The sequence below is a fragment of the Stenotrophomonas sp. 21LCFQ19 genome (assembly GCF_056861425.1).
Window position 1 is genome coordinate 1 of the sequence record NZ_JBSPUF010000015.1, and the last position, 17,666, is coordinate 17,666.

17 protein-coding genes are annotated in these 17,666 nt (G+C 62.1%); 2 read left to right on the forward strand and 15 right to left on the reverse strand.

Translation table 11 applies throughout. From position 1 onward, the window contains the following. Nucleotides 1-268: 268 nt before the first annotated feature. The 15 genes from AC13FW_RS15905 to AC13FW_RS15975 all read right to left on the reverse strand — a co-directional run bounded on the left by AC13FW_RS15905 (nt 269) and on the right by AC13FW_RS15975 (nt 15,429). On the reverse strand, nt 269-712 hold the full coding sequence (locus AC13FW_RS15905; protein WP_032959372.1) for a RidA family protein: 444 nt from the start codon (nt 710-712) through the stop codon (nt 269-271). Nucleotides 713-1,078: 366 nt separating this feature from the next. Then, nucleotides 1,079-1,522, reverse strand: coding sequence for a RidA family protein (locus AC13FW_RS15910; RefSeq protein ID WP_032959372.1), 444 nt, complete (start codon nt 1,520-1,522; stop codon nt 1,079-1,081). A 223-nt stretch (nt 1,523-1,745) separates the two neighbouring features. Then, nucleotides 1,746-2,975 (reverse strand): HEPN domain-containing protein, encoded by a 1,230-nt coding sequence (locus tag AC13FW_RS15915; protein WP_224328710.1) that lies wholly within the window; start codon nt 2,973-2,975, stop codon nt 1,746-1,748. Between the two features lie 454 nt (nt 2,976-3,429). Continuing rightward, a complete protein-coding gene (locus AC13FW_RS15920; RefSeq protein ID WP_462442566.1) occupies nt 3,430-4,080 on the reverse strand; it encodes a tyrosine-type recombinase/integrase in 651 nt (216 codons plus the stop codon). Nucleotides 4,081-4,264: 184 nt separating this feature from the next. Continuing rightward, nucleotides 4,265-5,194 (reverse strand): alpha/beta hydrolase, encoded by a 930-nt coding sequence (locus AC13FW_RS15925; RefSeq protein WP_224328708.1) that lies wholly within the window; start codon nt 5,192-5,194, stop codon nt 4,265-4,267. Further along, on the reverse strand, nt 5,194-7,332 hold the full coding sequence (locus tag AC13FW_RS15930) for a TonB-dependent siderophore receptor (protein ID WP_224328707.1): 2,139 nt from the start codon (nt 7,330-7,332) through the stop codon (nt 5,194-5,196). The genes AC13FW_RS15925 and AC13FW_RS15930 overlap by 1 nt, the downstream gene beginning before the upstream one ends. Before the next feature lie 40 nt (nt 7,333-7,372). After that, nucleotides 7,373-8,080, reverse strand: a complete 708-nt coding sequence (locus tag AC13FW_RS15935; RefSeq protein ID WP_224329422.1) for a superoxide dismutase — start codon at nt 8,078-8,080, stop codon at nt 7,373-7,375. Between the two features lie 58 nt (nt 8,081-8,138). Continuing rightward, nucleotides 8,139-9,572 (reverse strand): PepSY-associated TM helix domain-containing protein, encoded by a 1,434-nt coding sequence (locus AC13FW_RS15940; RefSeq protein ID WP_224328706.1) that lies wholly within the window; start codon nt 9,570-9,572, stop codon nt 8,139-8,141. A 1-nt stretch (nt 9,573) separates the two neighbouring features. Continuing rightward, nucleotides 9,574-11,613, reverse strand: coding sequence for a TonB-dependent receptor (locus tag AC13FW_RS15945; RefSeq protein ID WP_482989717.1), 2,040 nt, complete (start codon nt 11,611-11,613; stop codon nt 9,574-9,576). 130 nt (nt 11,614-11,743) lie between these two features. Continuing rightward, nucleotides 11,744-12,265: a DUF2946 family protein gene (locus tag AC13FW_RS15950; RefSeq protein WP_224328704.1), complete on the reverse strand. Its 522-nt coding sequence runs from the start codon at nt 12,263-12,265 to the stop codon at nt 11,744-11,746. Between the two features lie 143 nt (nt 12,266-12,408). After that, the gene (locus AC13FW_RS15955; protein WP_224328703.1) at nt 12,409-13,170 is read right to left on the reverse strand and encodes a sulfite exporter TauE/SafE family protein; all 762 of its coding nucleotides are present in this window, start codon (nt 13,168-13,170) and stop codon (nt 12,409-12,411) included. 18 nt (nt 13,171-13,188) lie between these two features. After that, the gene (locus AC13FW_RS15960; protein ID WP_005420843.1) at nt 13,189-13,626 is read right to left on the reverse strand and encodes a protein tyrosine phosphatase family protein; all 438 of its coding nucleotides are present in this window, start codon (nt 13,624-13,626) and stop codon (nt 13,189-13,191) included. Next, nucleotides 13,623-14,054: a DUF6691 family protein gene (locus tag AC13FW_RS15965; RefSeq protein WP_224328702.1), complete on the reverse strand. Its 432-nt coding sequence runs from the start codon at nt 14,052-14,054 to the stop codon at nt 13,623-13,625. Before AC13FW_RS15965 ends, AC13FW_RS15960 begins: the two co-directional genes overlap by 4 nt. Then, on the reverse strand, nt 14,051-14,491 hold the full coding sequence (locus tag AC13FW_RS15970) for a YeeE/YedE family protein (protein ID WP_005420838.1): 441 nt from the start codon (nt 14,489-14,491) through the stop codon (nt 14,051-14,053). The genes AC13FW_RS15965 and AC13FW_RS15970 overlap by 4 nt, the downstream gene beginning before the upstream one ends. Then, nucleotides 14,488-15,429, reverse strand: a complete 942-nt coding sequence (locus AC13FW_RS15975; protein ID WP_224329421.1) for an MBL fold metallo-hydrolase — start codon at nt 15,427-15,429, stop codon at nt 14,488-14,490. The genes AC13FW_RS15970 and AC13FW_RS15975 overlap by 4 nt, the downstream gene beginning before the upstream one ends. Nucleotides 15,430-15,600: 171 nt before the next feature. Between AC13FW_RS15975 and AC13FW_RS15980 the strand changes: the two genes are divergently transcribed. Then, a complete protein-coding gene (locus tag AC13FW_RS15980; protein WP_188218411.1) occupies nt 15,601-15,894 on the forward strand; it encodes an ArsR/SmtB family transcription factor in 294 nt (97 codons plus the stop codon). A 981-nt stretch (nt 15,895-16,875) separates the two neighbouring features. Next, nucleotides 16,876-17,448, forward strand: a complete 573-nt coding sequence (locus tag AC13FW_RS15985) for an OmpO family porin (protein WP_282269443.1) — start codon at nt 16,876-16,878, stop codon at nt 17,446-17,448. Nucleotides 17,449-17,666: the final 218 nt, after the last annotated feature.

Genomic DNA, 17,666 nt, shown 5'->3' on the forward strand with positions numbered 1-17,666 from the left:
GGTGTCCGCTTCTGGCCGGAAGCGGACGTCGCTCTCTAGCCGAGCAGGCATGGTCTCTAGCGTGGCAGTCCTTGCGGGCTAGGAACCGAGTCAGCGGTAGCGCCGCATGCATTAGGCTCATTGGCGCCTTTCTCTTCGCGTACGTGATCAGCTTGGACTGTCTAATCGGCTATATGAACTGCCTAGAAGATGTGGGGACACAAGAAAAGCCCGCAGCTTGGCGCATACGGGCTTTCCATCACGGCGTTACTTCTCCCCTTGGGGAGTGTTACGAATTCACTTCGGCGCGGAAGGCAATCTCGATCAGCTGTTCAGGGAAGGCGAGCGCGGACACTCCGATGAGGTTGCTGGCCACCTGGGGGACAGCCTGACCGTAGACGGCTGGCCTGACCTTGCCGCTAGCGGCAAACGCGGCCGGTACATCGATTACGAAAAGGGTTTCTTCCACCACATCCGCCAGCGATGCACCCAGCTCGGCCAACAACACCTGGGCGTTCGCATAGGTGCGCTTCATCTGCGCCTCCATGGTGTCGAAATTGGCAGGCTTCCCATCAGCCCCCAGAGCAGCCGGAGCTACCAGCTGACCCTCCGGCGTGTGCGAGAGCTGGCCCGAGACGAAGATCGAATTGTTCACGCGAACGGCCTGCACGTATCCATAAGCCGATTCCCACGGCACGCCAAAGCTGGCCGTCTTGCGGTTGGAGGCGCTCATTTCGTTGTCCTTCCTGTGTAGAAGGCACCAGTCTGCCGGTAGGCGAGGTTGCCTACCTGCCCCGAAAGGGTGATACGAGAGCGTCTGCTCAGGCGGCGGGTGTCCGCTTCTGGCCGGAAGCGGACGTCGCTCTCTAGCCGAGCAGGCATGGTCTCTAGCGTGGCAGTCCTTGCGGGCTAGGAACCGAGTCAGCGGTAGCGCCGCATGCATTAGGCTCATTGGCGCCTTTCTCTTCGCGTACGTGATCAGCTTGGACTGTCTAATCGGCTATATGAACTGCCTAGAAGATGTGGGGACACAAGAAAAGCCCGCAGCTTGGCGCATACGGGCTTTCCATCACGGCGTTACTTCTCCCCTTGGGGAGTGTTACGAATTCACTTCGGCGCGGAAGGCAATCTCGATCAGCTGTTCAGGGAAGGCGAGCGCGGACACTCCGATGAGGTTGCTGGCCACCTGGGGGACAGCCTGACCGTAGACGGCTGGCCTGACCTTGCCGCTAGCGGCAAACGCGGCCGGTACATCGATTACGAAAAGGGTTTCTTCCACCACATCCGCCAGCGATGCACCCAGCTCGGCCAACAACACCTGGGCGTTCGCATAGGTGCGCTTCATCTGCGCCTCCATGGTGTCGAAATTGGCAGGCTTCCCATCAGCCCCCAGAGCAGCCGGAGCTACCAGCTGACCCTCCGGCGTGTGCGAGAGCTGGCCCGAGACGAAGATCGAATTGTTCACGCGAACGGCCTGCACGTATCCATAAGCCGATTCCCACGGCACGCCAAAGCTGGCCGTCTTGCGGTTGGAGGCGCTCATTTCGTTGTCCTTCCTGTGTAGAAGGCACCAGTCTGCCGGTAGGCGAGGTTGCCTACCTGCCCCGAAAGGGTGATACGAGAGCGTCTGCTCAGGCGGCGGGTGTCCGCTTCTGGCCGGAAACGGACACTCTCTGAAGGAACTGCCTGTCTACCTCTTCCGGAACAGTTCACACGGGGTTCTAGCTGCCTCAATGTGCCGAGAGCAGTCCGCGCCGCGTTTGAGGTCATGGCTTGATTGCAAGAAATCGCTTGGCGAACAGGGCGCGCGCCATCGCAGCGTTAACATCTGATTGACTCACTGGGCCCGACAGTAAGGTGAGGGCTTCCTCGAAATTGGAAAAGCGAGTGTAGTTGCGGATATGGAACTTTAGCGCGGTGGCGAAGTAGTTCTGAAGTAAGTAGCAAAACGATTTAGTCAATGAGTTGTCCGATACACGATGGACGCTAGCGTTTCTGTGCTCGGCGAGCTGTTTAAGAATTGACTCATGGTAATCGCGATCCTCGTACAGAAAAATGCATCGACGCACAAGTTGTTTGTAATCTGCCACGTTCGAGGAGAGGATGGACTCAAGTGCGGACCAGCACTTCAGGAATGCAGCGTCAGGGTCGCTTTCATCGAAGCCGCTGGCGAAGCGAATGACCGCTTGTTCCAAGCGGCCGTTGTATGCGCAGTTGCGCATTCTCCGCAAGGTCTTCTTTAGCACATCAACCAGAACGCTTGGCTTCCTGGGGGTGAACGTGATTCTCGGGCTATAATTGGGCTCGTACCAGATCAAATCGGTTGCGACCGAGCCATCAATATTATGGATCGTATGGAAGTGCCCTGTGCGCAGAACGTTGATGGGCTTGTGTTCTGAGCCAAGCAGTGTCTTCTCAAAACTTGGATTCGACAGCAAACATATCAGGCCACGAAGAATTCTCAGCTCCCGATCTGATTTGGCGAACGCCGCGCCAGCGCTCTCCGCCTCTACATCAATTTGAACGAATGAATAGCTGTCAAGGTCCTCGTGAATAATTCCTGTCCGAATCTGTTCCTTTACTAGCTGCACGCGCGCAGATTTGAATTTTCGTGGAAGTGTTTTTCGAAACCGTGCTCGTAACTCACAAATTTGCAAGCTTCTAGGCAGCCATGCGCCATCCGTCGACAGTGTGGTTATAAGGCTAAATTTCTTTAGACCTCCCTTTCGCTGTGCAGATCGCGCGACATTTACTAGGCTGAGCAATTTAGTTGCTGAAATTGGGGCGTTGATCCCGTGCAGGACGTCCCAGATCAAGTCGACTCTGTCGATGCCGTCGTCGGCCTGTTGACCCTGAAGCATCGAGGCCAGGACGGCGATGTCTCCGTGCACGCTCAGCCGTAAGATCCCCACCGCGCCATCCGATAGGCTTACAGACTCCATAACTGATTCAAGGACCGGGTTGGGCTTGCTTCCCTCTGCCCATCGGTATGCCATGCGGTTGTTCCTGCTGTCCGGATATCCGAGTCCAGATTATGGGGATGGCGCCCGGGAGTCCACTGCGAGCGTCGTGCTGCCGTTGGGCCTAGCAGGTGGAGCGGTAGCCGTGCATATACATTTGAACAGGAGTCGAGCGGATCCAAAGTCACAAACGCGGCTGAGTCGTTGGTGCGGCATTAGCCTTGGGTGGTCGGGCAAATGTTAAATTTAATCGCCCTGTCTAGCCGCAACTAATGGGCACGTATGGAATGAGTGCAAGCATCGGGGTCGCCGCACAGCATGGACCTAATCCTCATGTATTAGTGGTATGGCCGGCTCAGAAACGACGCCTGGATGCAGGTGCGCTTAGATGGAGAGGTAGCGCCGTGGTTATGCGAAATGTCCAGTTCTGGCCGAAAGCGGCCTCCAAATTACCCTAAGGAGGCCGCGGTTCGTTTAGATACCTTCCGCCTCAGGCCTCAGTCTGCTCCGCCAGCTCCAACGCGTCTTCAACCTCAATTCCCAAGTACCTCACTGTGCTCTCAAGTTTGGTGTGGCCCAGGAGGATTTGAACAGCGCGCAGGTTCTTGGTACGCCGGTATATCAATGATGCCTTGGTCCGTCGCATGCTGTGGGTACCGTAGCTGTTACGGTCGAGTCCAATAGCCGTAACCCATGAGCCCACAATGCGTGCGTACTGTCGGGTGGAAAGGTGACCATCCCTCATTCCTGGGAACAAATAGGATGCCGAACCTAGCCGAGCTCGTCCGACCCATTCGGCGAGCGCGGTTCTCGTTAACTCCGTCAGCTCAAACTGAACGGGTCTCCCCGTCTTGCGCTGCAAAACGATCGCCCTCTTGGCGATTGCGGAACCATGCGATACGTCTCGAAGCCGTAGGCTGACCAGATCGCAGCCTCTTAGCTTCGAGTCGATCCCCAAGTTGAAAAGCGCCAGATCACGAGTGCGGCCTGCAACCTGTAGGCGCACTCTGATCGACCAAATTTCGCTAAGCCTGAGCGCTGTCTTCTGACCGACTAACTTTCCTTTGTTCCACGGCGTGAAATGAGATGACATGGGATGCTCCAGTGATGGAGCATCCAGCGTGCCTTCTCCTTGCGGCATCAGCTCAAGCTGGCCGGGATCAAAAAGCGGACATCGCTACCGCAGCGACCAGGAGGATCTCTCGGGATTGGGGGGATGGCAGTTTCGGAGCCGAAGTGCGCCAGATGCGTGCAGCATTACGCACCCGATCACTACCCAGTGACGGACTTCCATGGCTTCTTTGCCAGGATGCGTTGCAGAGCCTTCACCTCCCCCACGTTGGCATCAGCTCCCGCACCTGCATCCACGCAATGAACTGACCGAACCAGAGATCGCTGGTCACGCCCTTCGGGTGAAGGTCAAAGCCGTGCCCTCCACGTTCGTACATATGCAGCTCCGCTGGTACGCCAGAACCCCGCCATGCGCTGTAGAGCAGAATGGGATCGTTGGGCTGATAGTCGTCGTCAGCAGCGCCGGCAATGAATGCCGGCGACGCATCTGCAGGCACGGGTGTGCGCGGACCGCCGTAGATGAGCCCTACGAAGTCCGGACGTGTCGCCTTGGGGCCGATGGCAAGATCTGCAGCCAGGTAAGCGCCGCTCGAGAAACCGATCATGCCCACCCGGTCTGGAATGACGCCCCACTCACCAGCACGCTGCCGCACGATGGTCATGGCGCGCGCGCCGTCCTCGACGGCTTTTGGCTCTCCGGCAAACGGCGGCATCTCAACGGGCGAGCCCGTCCGGGCGCGTGACATCACCTGCTCCATCTCTTCCATGTGCACCGCGGGAATGCGCATCGGTCCATCGCCGCTGCGCACTGTGCGGTGTTTCAGCACAAAGGCAGTGATGCCACGCTCGGCCAGAGCGCGGGCCACGTCCGTGCCGCCGCGAACATAGCCAAGGGCAACAAAGCCTCCCCCGGGAACAACGATGACCGCTGTTCCATTCTGCTTGCCGGGCGCGGGCCGGTACATCTCCAGGGTTGGCTCACTCACGTCGTAGATCAGTGTCTCGCCGGTATCCAACGTGTCGTGCAGCTCCTGCACACCCAGCGGCTGCGTCGCGCCAGCCGGATACAGCGAAATGAACACGCCACCAGTTGACGCTGCTGGTGATGCGATAGCAGAAGAAGCACAGACAACGGCCGACAGCAAGGTGGCGACAGCGGGCCACCGCTTAATGGGGCTGTCCATCAGAGGTCCATCCTGAGCGTGACGAATGCCGAGCGGGGCTGGTTGGGTGCTACGACGGCGTAGCCCATGTACGAGTATGGATCCCACGCCTTACGGCCGGTGAGATTGACCAGCGAGAGACCAAGCGTGAACCGTCCGAAGTTGTAGGACGCCTGGGCGTCGAACACGGCGTAGCCGGGAACCGCAAGGGTGTTGGGAAGCGTCAGCTCTCTGGCGCTGACGGCGGTGACCCCCGCGCCGAAGGCCAGTCCCTTCGCCGGCCCTTCCAGCAGTCGATAGCGTGCGGCGAGGCGCCCGCTGTTGTCCGGCACGCGGGCCACGCGATCCCCGGGGGCTGCACCTTCATCCCGCGTGCTGGTGTGTGCGTAGTTGGCCAGCAGGGAGAAGGCCGGCGTAGGCTCCCATACCATGTCCATTTCCACCCCGCGTGCCCGCTGGCGCCCGCTCTGTATGTAGTAGCCCACGTTGTTCGGGTCGGACACCGCCACGTCCTCACGCTTCTGCCGGAATGCGGCGACAGTGCCGGAAAGCCCGCGCCCGGGCAAAGACAGCTTCAGACCGCCCTCTACGTTGATGGACGTTTCAGGCTCCGGCGTGGCAAGACCGATGAAGCCGAACGGTGCACGGAACGCGGTCGCGTAGCCTGCAAACAGGGCGATCCCCGGCGCCAGGTCATACGTTGCCCCAAAGTGCGGCGACACATGGCTGAAGGTCTTGTCGTTGGCCACGCCGATATTGCTGTTCTCGACGAACTTCAGCGACGTCCAACGCAGGGCGCCGGTCAGATGCAGGCGGCCGTAGGTGGCCTGGTCCTGGATATAGCCAGCAAGGGTCGTGAAGCGATCATCGGTGTAGGAGTTGACCGGCAACTGCGCCGTATAGCGAAGCATGTAACGAGGATCTGCGAGGTTGATCACGCCGGAAGGACTGTCACTGATGAACAGGCCCATGCCGCTGTAGAAGCTTGTCCAGTCATAGTTGATGCCGGCCAGCAGCGTGTGTTCCCCGCCCAGCATGTCAGTCTTGATCGAGAGGTTCGCATCCAGCGTGGCTTCCTTGGTGCGGTTCACCATCGTGATCGGGAAGACGTCGTACTCGGGTGCAACCGTTTCCGTGGGAGCCAGGCCGGGGAAGACGAAGCTGCCACTCTCGTCGACCTTGCCGCGGAAGTAGCGCGCGGTCACGGTCAGATCTACCCGGTCAGAGAAGGCGTGACGCAGGGTGGCGGTACCCATCCTGCTGTCATTGCTGGTCAGCGGCTGGCCCTGCGGCGAGCCGGGGAAGGCGTCCCGGTCCAGCACCCCGGCCAGGGCCGCATCAGCAGGCAGTCCGGAATACTCCAGAGCGCGGCGGCGGTTGAACTGGCCTTGCAGCAGCAGTTCGGTGGCGTCGCCCAGCTGCATCAGCAGGCTGGGTTGCAACGACCGGCGCTCGCCATGAACCTCATCGATCCAGCTATCGTTTCTCTGGTACTCCGCACTGATCCGCGCTGCGACAGTAGAAGACAGCGGAACGTTGATATCCGCGTAGGGGTTCCAGGTGGAGAAGCTGCCCCCGCGCAGGGAAACGTAACCACTGGACGCGGTGGGGTCCGGGCGTTCGCTTTCAATGTTGATGACGCCGCCGAGCGGCGTGCCGAGACCACCGCCATAGAGCGTCGCACTGGGTCCCTTGAGGACGCTGATGCTGGAAATGCCCACCATGCCGCTGGGATCGTAGGCTTGCTGGTTGCCTGCAAACAGCGGCAAGCCGTCCAGGTAGACCTCGGCGGGGAATCCACGCACGATGGGCGGAATGAACAGGTTTTCGTCCGAGCGCGTGGGCGTGACGCCGGAAACGTTGACCAGTGCATCACCCAGCGTGCGCCGGTCTTGTTCGCGCAGCAGGGTGCTGGTGATGACCTGCACCGACTGGGGAACTTCGGTGATGGGCGTATCGGTGCGGGTGGCGGCGGACGTGGCCGAGGCGGTGTAGGTGCCGCGCGTGGCGGTTACCTCCACGGGCTTCAGCGTCCAGCTGGGCGCTTCGTTGGAGGCACGCGACGCGGGCGGCGCTGCATCTTCTTCGGCGAAGGCCGACGGCGCCGCGCAGGCCAGTGCCAGGACGATGGCGGTGCTGATCAGGGTTTTGTGGTTCATGGTGGATTTTCAGTTCCAGTAGTCGCGCAGAAGGAGCAGCTCAGCGCTTGATGGCGGCTGCGTCATAGCGGGCATTGACCTGTTGCCAGTTGACCAGCGGCCACCAGGCTTTGATGTAATCGGCCCGCTTGTTCTGGTAATGCAGGTAATAGGCGTGCTCCCAGACGTCCAGCGCCAGAATGGGGGTCCCACGTTCGGCCACCACATCCATCAGCGGGTTGTCCTGGTTGGCGGTGGTGGTGATGGCCAGCGAGCCATCGTCCTTGACGATCAACCATGCCCAACCCGAGCCGAAGATTTTCGTAGCCGCTTCCGAGAACTTCGTGCGGAACGCTTCTTCGGACCCGAAGGTCTCAACCAGTCTGCTGCGCAGTGCCGGCGACGGCATGCCGCTCTGGCCGACAGGTGCCATCAGTGTCCAGAAGAGGCTGTGGTTGTAGTGGCCGCCGGCATTGTTTCGGACGGCGGTGTCGTAGCGCGAAATGCTGCGCTGGATACCCTCCAGCGATGTGCTCGCCAGTGCCGGGAAGTCCTTGACCTTGGCATTGAGGTTATCCACGTAGGCCTTGTGATGCCGGCCGTGGTGGATCTCCATCGTCTGCGCATCGATAGCCGGCTCCAGTGCGTTGGTGGCGTAGGGCAGGACCGGCAGCGCAAACGGCGTCTTTGCAGCATCGGCTGCAGAAGCGATGCCGGAGAGCGCAAGCAGCGCGGTGGCAAGCAGATATTTCAGCGAGTGAAGGTTCATGCGGTCATGTCTCCGTTGAGGGCAGCAAACGATGCCCGGCTGGGCGTTGAACAACGAATCAGGAGGCCGGCTGCGCGCGCCAGCCGCGGGTGGCCAGGAAATCAAGCAGCCCGACCAGCAGCAGCGATGCGCCCACCAGCGGGAAGATCAGGCCGCCGATGCACAACAGCGCAAAGACGCCGGCAACGCTGCGGCCCTGCCGCGGAAGCGGAGGAACGCCGAGGCCGCCGAGCGGGCGGCGCTTCCACCACATCACCGCGCCGCTGGCGCACAGCAGCACGATGGCCAGGCAGGCGATCAGCAGAAACAAGCGGTTGGCCGTGCCGTATTCCTGGCCCAGATGCACATTGATGCCCCATTCCAGGCCGCGCCCGAGCAGGCCGTAGTCGGCGTAGGTCATGTCCAGCAGCACGTTTCCGCTGTACTGGTCCAGATGGACGACCCGTTGCTGGCCCAGCGCCTCCGGATACACCGAGGCGGTGTACACCCCCATCGGCCCGCGCGGGAGGCTGACGCTGTAGCCGGGTGCCAATCCCAAGCGTTCGAATGCGTGGATGGCGGCATCGATGCCGATGGCGCCCGGTTGCGGTGACAGTTCGCCAGAAGCGCTCCCATCGTGCCCCGCATGTCCCTCATGGCCGTCATTGCCAGGCTTCGGCGCGTGGTCGGCATGCGACACATCGGAGACCGGCAAGTGGGCCTGCTGCATCGACCAGGTGGGTGTCGTGGTGTCGGCCAGGCGCTGGCGCGACATGGGCACGTCCACACGCACGCCGGCCGGGTAGCCGTAGTTGTGTCCATTGGCCCAGGCGTTGACCTGCTTGCCCCACACCACCGACCACGGCATGCCGGTTACCGCCAGAAACAGTAGTACCAGACCCACCCACACGCCTGTCACCGCATGCAGGTCCCGCCAGAACAGCCGTTGGCCCGGCTGCCCGCGTACGGTGGTCACGCCACCGCGCTGTCCACGCGGCCACCATAGATAGACACCTGTGGCGACCAGCAGGATGGCCCAGCCCGCAGCGATCTCGATCAGTGCGCTGGCATAGCTTCCCAGCAGATCCAGGCTGTGCAGGCGCCGGACCACCCCCGAGAACGTGCCCTTCTCCGGCAGATGACCCAGCACGTGCGATGTGCCGGGGTCCACGTAGTAGACCTGGCGGCGTCCATTCTTCTCGGCAACGCCAATCTCCACACTGCCATCGGCACGCTCCGGCGTGGTGTAGCGGAAGACACTGCCCTCGGTCACAGCCTGCACGGCGGCGATATCAGCACTGGGCGCTGCCTTTTGCGCAGTAACCGGCTCGACCACCTTCAGTTCCGCGTGGACCAAACGATCAATGGGTTTCTGGTAGAGGTAGACGGCGCCGGTCAATGCCAGCCAGGCGATGAAGGGCAGGACAAACAGTCCGGCATAGAAATGCCACCGCCACACCGCACGGTAGAAGCGCAGGCGGTCCGCGGCGGCAGGGGAGGCGGTGGCGTTCATCTCAGAGCTCCCGCGTCCAGGTCAGATAGAGCGCACGGCCGTCGCCGGGCGAATAGCCCGAGGAGCCGCTGTCATACCAGGCGTACAGATAGGCCCGATCGGTGGCATTCTTCAGCTGCAGCGAAAGCTGGTTGCGCAAATTCAGCCTGTATGTGGCGCTCAGGTTGAGCACCGCGTAGCCGCCAAAGCGGCCCAACGTATTGGTGCGCTCCACGTAGTAGTCACCCTGACCGTTACCCCAGGCACTGTAGGTCCAGTCCGGCGTGGGGCTGAACGCTACGCCAGCGCTGGCCAGCCAGTTCGGGACATTCTCGATCTGCCGGCCGCGGGTGGCCGGTGCGCTCGGATCGGGGACTTCGATGGTGGCCTTCTGCCGCGAATAGGACGCCCACGCCCGCCAGCGTGCATCCGGCTGCCAGTTGGCCTGCAGATCCCAGCCCCGGCGACGGGTCTTGCCTACGTTGCCAACCTCATTGGTGCCAATTGTCCCGTTCACGCCGAGGATCGTGGCCACCTCGTCGGATGCGGTCTGCTCCCACACTGCCGCGCGGGCCTGCAGGCCCGCCACTGGCGACCATTTCAATCCCGCTTCCCAGCCTTCATTGATGGAAGGCGACAGATTGCCCGTCTGCGTGCGATAGGCGCCGTTGCCGCTACCGATCTGGAACGTGCGCCCCCAGTTCCCGTAGGCCACCAGCGATTCTCTGATTTCATAGGAAGCGCTGAACTTGGGCTGCTTGATCAGCCCATAGTCGTACACCGGCACCGACGTGCCCGAGGAGAGATTGGTGAAGTCACCGTAGATGCGATCCACACGGTACGCCGGTACCAGCTTGAGCCGGTCGATCGGGCGGATCACCGCCTGCACGTACGCACCGCGCGTATCCAGATCGAAGTCCCAGTCGCGCAGGGTCGCTTGGCGCTGGCGCTGCACGGTGCGGTAGCGCTGGGCGATGTTGTCCTGCCATTGACCATCCACGCCGGCATCCACCACCAGCTCGGCCAGCTCGGTGTCCGGCCGCCAGGTGGCATTGAGGATCAGGCCGCGCTGGGTTTCATCGTTGAACCGCTCCTGCTGTGCGCCGCCTTCGGTAAAGGTGACCCAGCGCTGGTTGCGGTAGTCGTTCTGGTAGGCCTTGGCGGCCCAGGTCCAGTCGGTGCCGATGCGGCCGTCGAAGTGCAACGCGGTCTGGCGGGTCTCGCGTTCGCTGCGGTCGTCCTTGGCGTAATCCGGAGACTGCTTTGGATCGGCCTGCAGTTCCGGGTAGCTGAGGTAACCCGCTTCCAGTGCCACGTTCCTGTAATAGCGTGTCGTCAAGCCGCCGCGCCAGGTGCCGTCGGGATCGGTGTAGAACCACTTGCCGGCAAAGCTGCGCTGCGTGGCGTCGGCATGGTCACGCTCACCGGCCGACTGCCGCCAGCCAACGAAGTAGTTCTGCGACCACGCCCCACGCCCGAAACCTTTGGCCAGTTGCAGGTCCTGCGTGCCGAAACTGCCCGCAGTCACGCTCAGCTGGCCGTCATTGCCGCCTTGGCGGGTAACCACGTTGACGTCGCCGGCGATGGCGTTGAGTCCGTAACGCGCGTCGTTGGTGCCGCGCACGATTTCCATGGCGGTGATATCCAGCGGCCAGACCGCGTCCAGGTAGGGCATGCCTCCGGCGTTGTCGTTGCTGGGGACACCATCGATCAGCAGTTTCACGGCATTGATGCGGCCCTCGCCGTTGAAGCCACGGAACGAGAATCGCCCTGCGTCGGTGCCCATCTTGAACTGGGTCACCTGCACGCCGGGCGCGTTCATCAGCAGCTCCCAACTGTGCTCGACGCGCTGTGACTGCAGCAGATCGCCGCCAATGACGTCCACGGAACTGAAAACGGTGCGTGCATTGCGGTCCCAAGAGCCGTCGTTGGTTACCTGCACGGTGCCCAGGGTAAGTGCAGTGCCATCCTGCGCGGATGCATCGGTCGGCAACAGGGAAAGGCAGCCAAGCGCGGTGGCCAGGCTGAGCGAAAGCGTGGTGCGAGTGAGGTTCTGGTTCATGGTCACAGCAGACGGCACCACCCGGCATAAGCCAGGTAGTGCGGAGATCGGGAAACGCCGTTACGCCCGCGCAGTCAGGCGCAGGCGTTGAGTGGCATCGGCAGGGCGTCCGCGCGGCGGGCGCGGGCGATCAGGCGCGCAGGGGAGGGCCGCGGGCGCCGAGGTGCCCGGCGGCAATGCTGGAACCCCAGCTGAGCGTCCAGGCGCGGGCAAAGTGTGGCGGGCGCCAGCCGATCAGCGCGAGCAACAGGGCGACCAGCAGGCTCACCATGCGCGCTGCGATCACGCAGTAGTCGCAGTCCACACCCATGTCGTGCCCGGCATGCGGGTCGTTGCGGCGTTTGCCGGCGTGATCCTGCAGTGGACGCACCTCGACGTGCGCGACCATTGCAGGGTGGTCGTGGTCGGCGGACATCATCATTTCTGTCGCGTCGCCAGCGCCGTGGTGGTGATGCTCGCCACCCTCATGCTGCTGCATCGCAGAAGGGTGATGTTCAATGGCTTGTACTGCTTCGCTGTGGCCTGCTGCCGTGCCGTGCGCGAGCCACCGGCTTACCAATGGGGCAAGCACGATGAGCAGCATGGCGACGAGCGCCATCAGGCTGAGGCTGCGGTGGAAGGCACGGAAGCGCACCCACGCATTGTAGGGCAAGGCCGGGCGGCTGCCCGGCGGCCAGGAGCCGGTGCGACATGCGGTCGCACCCGGTCTGTCTGAATGGGAGGCATGGACCCAGAGCATGCGCGGCTGTCGTGTCTTGGTGCGTCGGTTCAACTGCGGGGCCGGCGTACACCCGGTCAGCTCACCTTCCACAGCATGTATGCGGCAGTAATGAAGATCAGTACTGCAAATACCGTGTTCAGAGCTCCACGAGAGCTGGCAAGCTTGGTCGAAGTTGCTGCTCCTGCAGTACCGCCAGCCATTCCGGCGACGACAAACACGGCCGCGAGCTTCCAGTTGATCAGACCCGCATGTGCGTAGTTCAGTGCGGTGGTCATGCCAAATGCGGCGACGGCGACGAGCGAGCTTCCGACTGCGGCGATCATCGGCATGCCCGTCGCGGCCACCAGTGCGGGCACGATCAGGAAACCTCCGCCAATGCCAAAGAAGCCGGAAAGCCCGCCGGCGGTGGCGCCCAGCCCAATCAGTGCGGGCGCGTTGCGTCTGCCGAGCCGAGCGTCCGCGAATCCAAGCGTGTTGCGCCTGCGAAGCATGGCGATGCCGACAATGACCATGACCACAGCAAACAGAGCCAGCAGTCTCTTGCCGTCGAACGCCTTGCCCAAGCTGGAACCCAGGTAGGCGCCCGCGATCCCCGCCAAGGCGAAGACCGAGGCACAGGGCCAGCGAACATTCCCTTTACGGGCATGCATCACCAGATTCGACACCGCATTGACCGCCACTGCCAGGGCGCTGGTGCCGATAGCCACATGCGGATCTTCCACCCCGACCACGTAGAGCATCAGTGGTACCGCAAGGATGGATCCGCCCCCACCAACCACGCCAAGGACGAAGCCGACCAGGACGCCAGACAGGCCGCCCAGCACCCACTGCAGCATAGATAGCGTTTCCATATGTCAGTCGGCGGACGCCGGACCTTGCTGCAGCCGTGTTGCGATGGAGGAAAGGTCGTAGCCTGCGTCCGAAGCAACAGACAGGACGTCAGCAAATGCCGCTCCATTGTGAACGACTTCCGACAGCGCCCACAGCATCGCAGCACGGGTGCCGGTTCTGCAGTACGCGACAACAGGGCGTGGCAGCGCGTCGATCAACTTGGCAAAGGTATGCACCTGATCATCGGTAATGACACCAGGCACTACCGGGAGATAGGCAAACTGCATGCCCGCCTGGTCGCAGGCAGCCTGCAGCGCATGGTGACTGGGCTGCTCCGGCTGTTCGTCGTCGGGCCGGTTGCAGATCACGCTCGCAAAGGCCTGCTCCTTCAGGGCTTCAATGTCCTTTGGCAGGAGCTGACCGGACACCTTGAGGCTGGCAGAGAGTGGCTTGAGGTTCATGGTTGTCCCGTAGTTGCGGTGGGGCGATGAATGAGGCCATGCAGGAGCACGCCAGCGATCATTGCCGTGGCAAAGATGATCGCGAAGGGCTGGCCGGTTCCCAGCAACGCGATGGCCGGGCCGGGACACACTCCGGCCAGTCCCCAACCCAGGCCGAATATCGCCGCACCGATGACCAGGCGCCGATCGATGATGCGAAGGGTGGGAATGTGCAGCGATGCGGCAAGCAGTGGTGTTCCTCGGGCGCGTATCCACAGGTGGGCTGCGCCGGAAGGAATCAGTGCGCCCAGCATGACCAGCGCCAGGGAGGGGTCCCAGGCGTCGCTCACATCCAGGAAAGCAAGCACGCGGGCTGGGTTGGCCATATCGGATACGACTAGGCCCAATCCGAAGAGTGCGCCGCACAGGAACGCCGCAAGACGGATCATGCCGGGCCTCCGGTCGCAATCTGTACCAGGGTTGCCGTGGCCATGCCCACGAGCATGAACACGCAGGTCGCCACCACCGAACGCGGCGATGCCCGGCCTAGTCCGCAGACACCGTGCCCACTGGTACAGCCAGCGCCAAGGCGAGTTCCGTAACCCACCAGCAGTCCGGCAATCACCAATACCACTGCTCCGTTTGCGGAGAGCGCCGGCAGGGGTATGGGCCTGGCCACCATTGCCAAGCCTGACGCCAGGGCAAGTCCCGCCAGGAACAGGGCAGCACTGCTGCGTCCGCCGTCACCCGGCATGCCCAGTGTCCTGGCAAGCAGACCCGAGATGCCAGCAACGCGCCCGAGAAGGAGTAGATAGGCTCCGGCCGCTGTTCCGATCATGGCACCGCCAGCGAGCGGCCAATACCAGGCCAGATGAGAGAGCGTCATAGCAGGTCCACCGGCAGCTTGAGGTAGCGCACGCCGTTTTCTTCGGGTTCGGGCAGATGGCCGGCGCACATGTTGACCTGCACTGACGGCAGGATCAGCCGTGGCATCGGAAGCGTGGCATCACGAGCCTCCCGCAGTTCCACGAACATGGCTTCACTCACGCCCTCGTGCACATGCATGTTTGTTGTCCTTTCGGCACCGATGGTTGTTTCCCATGCGAAATGGTCCCGGCCGGTGGCTTTGTAGTCATGGCACAGGAATACGCGGGCGGCGTCGGGCAGGGACAGCAGGCGCTGGATCGAGCGATACAACTGGCGCGCCGAGCCACCTGGAAAGTCGCATCGGGCGGTGCCGTAGTCCGGCATGAACAGCGTGTCTCCAGGAAATACGGCGTCGCCGATCACGTACGCCAGACAAGCGGGGGTATGGCCTGGCACGTGCAGCGACATCGCCTGCAGATTACCGATGCGGAAGGAGGCACCGTCGGCGAACAGGCGATCGAACTGGCTGCCATCCCGCTTGAATGCAGTGCCGGCGTTGAAGACCTTGCCGAAGGTTTCCTGGACTGCGGTGATGTGTTCGCCAATAGCCAGCGCGCCTCCCACCTGCTCCTGCAGCCATGGAGCCGCGGACAGGTGGTCGGCATGCGCGTGGGTTTCCAGCAACCATTGAACCTGCAGGCGCTCGGCACGTACGTAGTCCACCAACGCCGATGCGGAGGACGTGGACGTGCGGCCTGCGGCCATGTCGAAGTCCAGGACACTGTCGATGATGGCGCACGCTGAAGACGTTGGATCGCGTACGACGTGGCTGGCAGTGAAAGTAGCAGGATCGAAGAATGTCTTCACGGAAGGCGAGGGAAACAGGCCGGCACGCGCATCGCTGACCAAGCGCACAGCCTGATCCAGGGGGGCGTCTACCGCTACGGATGGAATCATGACTGGCTCCAGGAGGCTTCGTGGCCTAAGAATTACATAGTTACGTAATCTGTGCAACTATTGAAACATGCTAGATTGCACGGCTTACCCATGGTGTTCGCATCACATCAGCCGCCCAAGTTGCCATTGCCTGTGACCAGCCCCCCATTCAGCCCGTCTGACCTAGCCACGATGAAGGAGCGCGTGCCCGAAGTGGCCGAGTTGCTGCGCTTCATGGCCACCCCCTCGCGCCTGTTGCTGCTATGCCAGCTCGCGCAAGGTGAAATGACGGTGGGCGGACTGGAGGAAGCCACCGGCATTCGACAGCCGGCGCTCTCCCAGCAACTGGCCGAACTCCGTCAACGAAAGCTTGTCGCGACCCGACGGGAATCGCGGTCGATCATCTACCGTATGGCAGACCCGCGCGTTGCAGCACTGCTGGGCGCGATGCATGGGATCTTCTGTGCGGACGATACATCAACTTGAAGTGGCCCAAAGGCGTCCTGGAAGGGGCGGGCTGGACTCACTGACCCAGGGGAATTTAGGCCATTGGCGTAATCTGCCCAAAACCAATTGGCCACAGCAGGCTCGAGGTCTGCTGCGGCCTAGGGATGTTTATCAGGGATGGGGTGGCTGTCCGCTTCTGGCCGGAAGCGGACGCTTAGCTGTGGTGGTGCAGGACGGGAGTTAACGTACATCGGGCTGCTGCCCGGGAAGGCAGGCGCGCAGTTCCGCGCCATTCGCACGGAGCGAGATGGCGACGTGAGCTACTGGGGAGGGGGAGATCTTTACAGTCCTTGGGGAGGGCAAGCCTTGGGCTTCGACTTCTGGGACTGATGGCGTGGGCGCCATCGTTAGTCGATGCAGTGCCGTCGGTCTTAGCTGCATGGAGCCTTAAGGCGGGCTTGAAGGCCTTGGAGATGCGTCGGAGGTGACCTAGCGATGCCAGCTTCTGGCATGAAGCAGCCGTGAGATTCAACAGGGGCGAGGGCGACAGCGTACGGCCCGTGGCGGACGAAACATCTGGCGATGTCGAGCACTACTGGTCCTGAGTCGCTAACGCCAACGGCATGCTTCGTTCGACTTCCAAGGCCGCGAACCTTCGTAGGGCACCTAAAGCGTCTCCTTACTTGTTAAGGACCGACAAGTTTGGACCGACGTCAGGGCGGTGCTTGCCTCCTTGGCCGTTGGCGAGGGCCAAGGAGCCGCGGACGTCAGCTCTGCGCCTGAACCACTGCAACCATAGGTTTTCAGCTCTTGCGCAACCATAGGTTCAGCAAAAGCGCAAACCTATGGTTGCCCGTCTAGAACCGGGACGAGGGAAGTTCCCTTTTCTTCACCTTAATTTATGTACTGGTCAGTTTGATATTCAGGGTGGATTCCGTCGGCTAACGGATAATTCACAACTATCGAACGGCCGCAGATTCAGGCCGTAACGATCAAGACCAATAACGAGGTAATGCCGAAATGAAGACTTCTTTGATCGCTCTGGGCCTGTTGGCCGCCCTGCCGTTCGCCGCTTCGGCTGCCGATGGCCTTTCCTACAACTATGTGGAAGGCGGCTATGCGAACACCGATACCAAGGGCGGCGACGCCGATGGTTGGGCGGTGAAGGGCTCGGTTGCGGTACATCCGAACTTCCATGTGTTCGGTGAGTACAACGCGCAGGAAACCGACAAGTTCAAGGCTGACGTCGACCAGTGGCGCCTGGGTGTTGGTTACAACTACACCGTTGCCCCGAATACCGACCTGCTGGCCCGTGCGGCCTACCAGAAGCTGGATCTGGAGTACGGCCCGAAGTTCAACGGTTACAGCGCTGAAGTCGGCGTGCGTACCGCCTTCACCCCGAACTTCGAAGGCTATGCCCTGGCTGGCTACGAGGACTACAGCAAGAAGAACGGCTACAACCCGGACGGCGAGTTCTACGGCCGCGTCGGCGCCACCGGCAAGTTCAACGCGAACTGGGGCCTGACCGGCGAAGTGAAGCTGGCCAAGGCTGGCGACAAGGAATGGTTCGTCGGCCCGCGCTTCACCTGGTAAGCGACAAAGCTGCAAGCAACAAATAGTGGTGTTGTATGGCGCGTGACCTCTCTCCCACGCGCCGCTGGAAGCCCGGTCCTCCCCCGACCGGGCTTCTTTTTTGCGCGGCATCCGGCGGTAGTGCCGAGCCATGCTCGGCAAGGCTGGCTTTCTGTAGTGGGGGGCGCGGCTGGGGCGGGGGGGGGCCCCAGGCGCGACGGCGGGGCGGGGGGGGGGGG

Bases quoted from the DNA above. Each gene is read 5' to 3' on its own strand.
- AC13FW_RS15915 (WP_224328710.1), bottom strand. From the start codon at position 2,975: ATGGCATACCGATGGGCAGAGGGAAGCAAGCCCAACCCGGTCCTTGAA.
- AC13FW_RS15930 (WP_224328707.1), bottom strand. From the start codon at position 7,332: ATGAACCACAAAACCCTGATCAGCACCGCCATCGTCCTGGCACTGGCC.
- AC13FW_RS15910 (WP_032959372.1), bottom strand. From the start codon at position 1,522: ATGAGCGCCTCCAACCGCAAGACGGCCAGCTTTGGCGTGCCGTGGGAA.
- AC13FW_RS15940 (WP_224328706.1), bottom strand. From the start codon at position 9,572: ATGAACGCCACCGCCTCCCCTGCCGCCGCGGACCGCCTGCGCTTCTAC.
- AC13FW_RS15920 (WP_462442566.1), bottom strand. From the start codon at position 4,080: ATGCCGCAAGGAGAAGGCACGCTGGATGCTCCATCACTGGAGCATCCC.
- AC13FW_RS15980 (WP_188218411.1), top strand. From the start codon at position 15,601: ATGAAGGAGCGCGTGCCCGAAGTGGCCGAGTTGCTGCGCTTCATGGCC.
- AC13FW_RS15925 (WP_224328708.1), bottom strand. From the start codon at position 5,194: ATGGACAGCCCCATTAAGCGGTGGCCCGCTGTCGCCACCTTGCTGTCG.
- AC13FW_RS15955 (WP_224328703.1), bottom strand. From the start codon at position 13,170: ATGCTGCAGTGGGTGCTGGGCGGCCTGTCTGGCGTCCTGGTCGGCTTC.
- AC13FW_RS15965 (WP_224328702.1), bottom strand. From the start codon at position 14,054: ATGATCCGTCTTGCGGCGTTCCTGTGCGGCGCACTCTTCGGATTGGGC.
- AC13FW_RS15975 (WP_224329421.1), bottom strand. From the start codon at position 15,429: ATGATTCCATCCGTAGCGGTAGACGCCCCCCTGGATCAGGCTGTGCGC.
- AC13FW_RS15905 (WP_032959372.1), bottom strand. From the start codon at position 712: ATGAGCGCCTCCAACCGCAAGACGGCCAGCTTTGGCGTGCCGTGGGAA.
- AC13FW_RS15935 (WP_224329422.1), bottom strand. From the start codon at position 8,080: ATGAACCTTCACTCGCTGAAATATCTGCTTGCCACCGCGCTGCTTGCG.
- AC13FW_RS15985 (WP_282269443.1), top strand. From the start codon at position 16,876: ATGAAGACTTCTTTGATCGCTCTGGGCCTGTTGGCCGCCCTGCCGTTC.
- AC13FW_RS15945 (WP_482989717.1), bottom strand. From the start codon at position 11,613: ATGAACCAGAACCTCACTCGCACCACGCTTTCGCTCAGCCTGGCCACC.
- AC13FW_RS15970 (WP_005420838.1), bottom strand. From the start codon at position 14,491: ATGACGCTCTCTCATCTGGCCTGGTATTGGCCGCTCGCTGGCGGTGCC.
- AC13FW_RS15960 (WP_005420843.1), bottom strand. From the start codon at position 13,626: ATGAACCTCAAGCCACTCTCTGCCAGCCTCAAGGTGTCCGGTCAGCTC.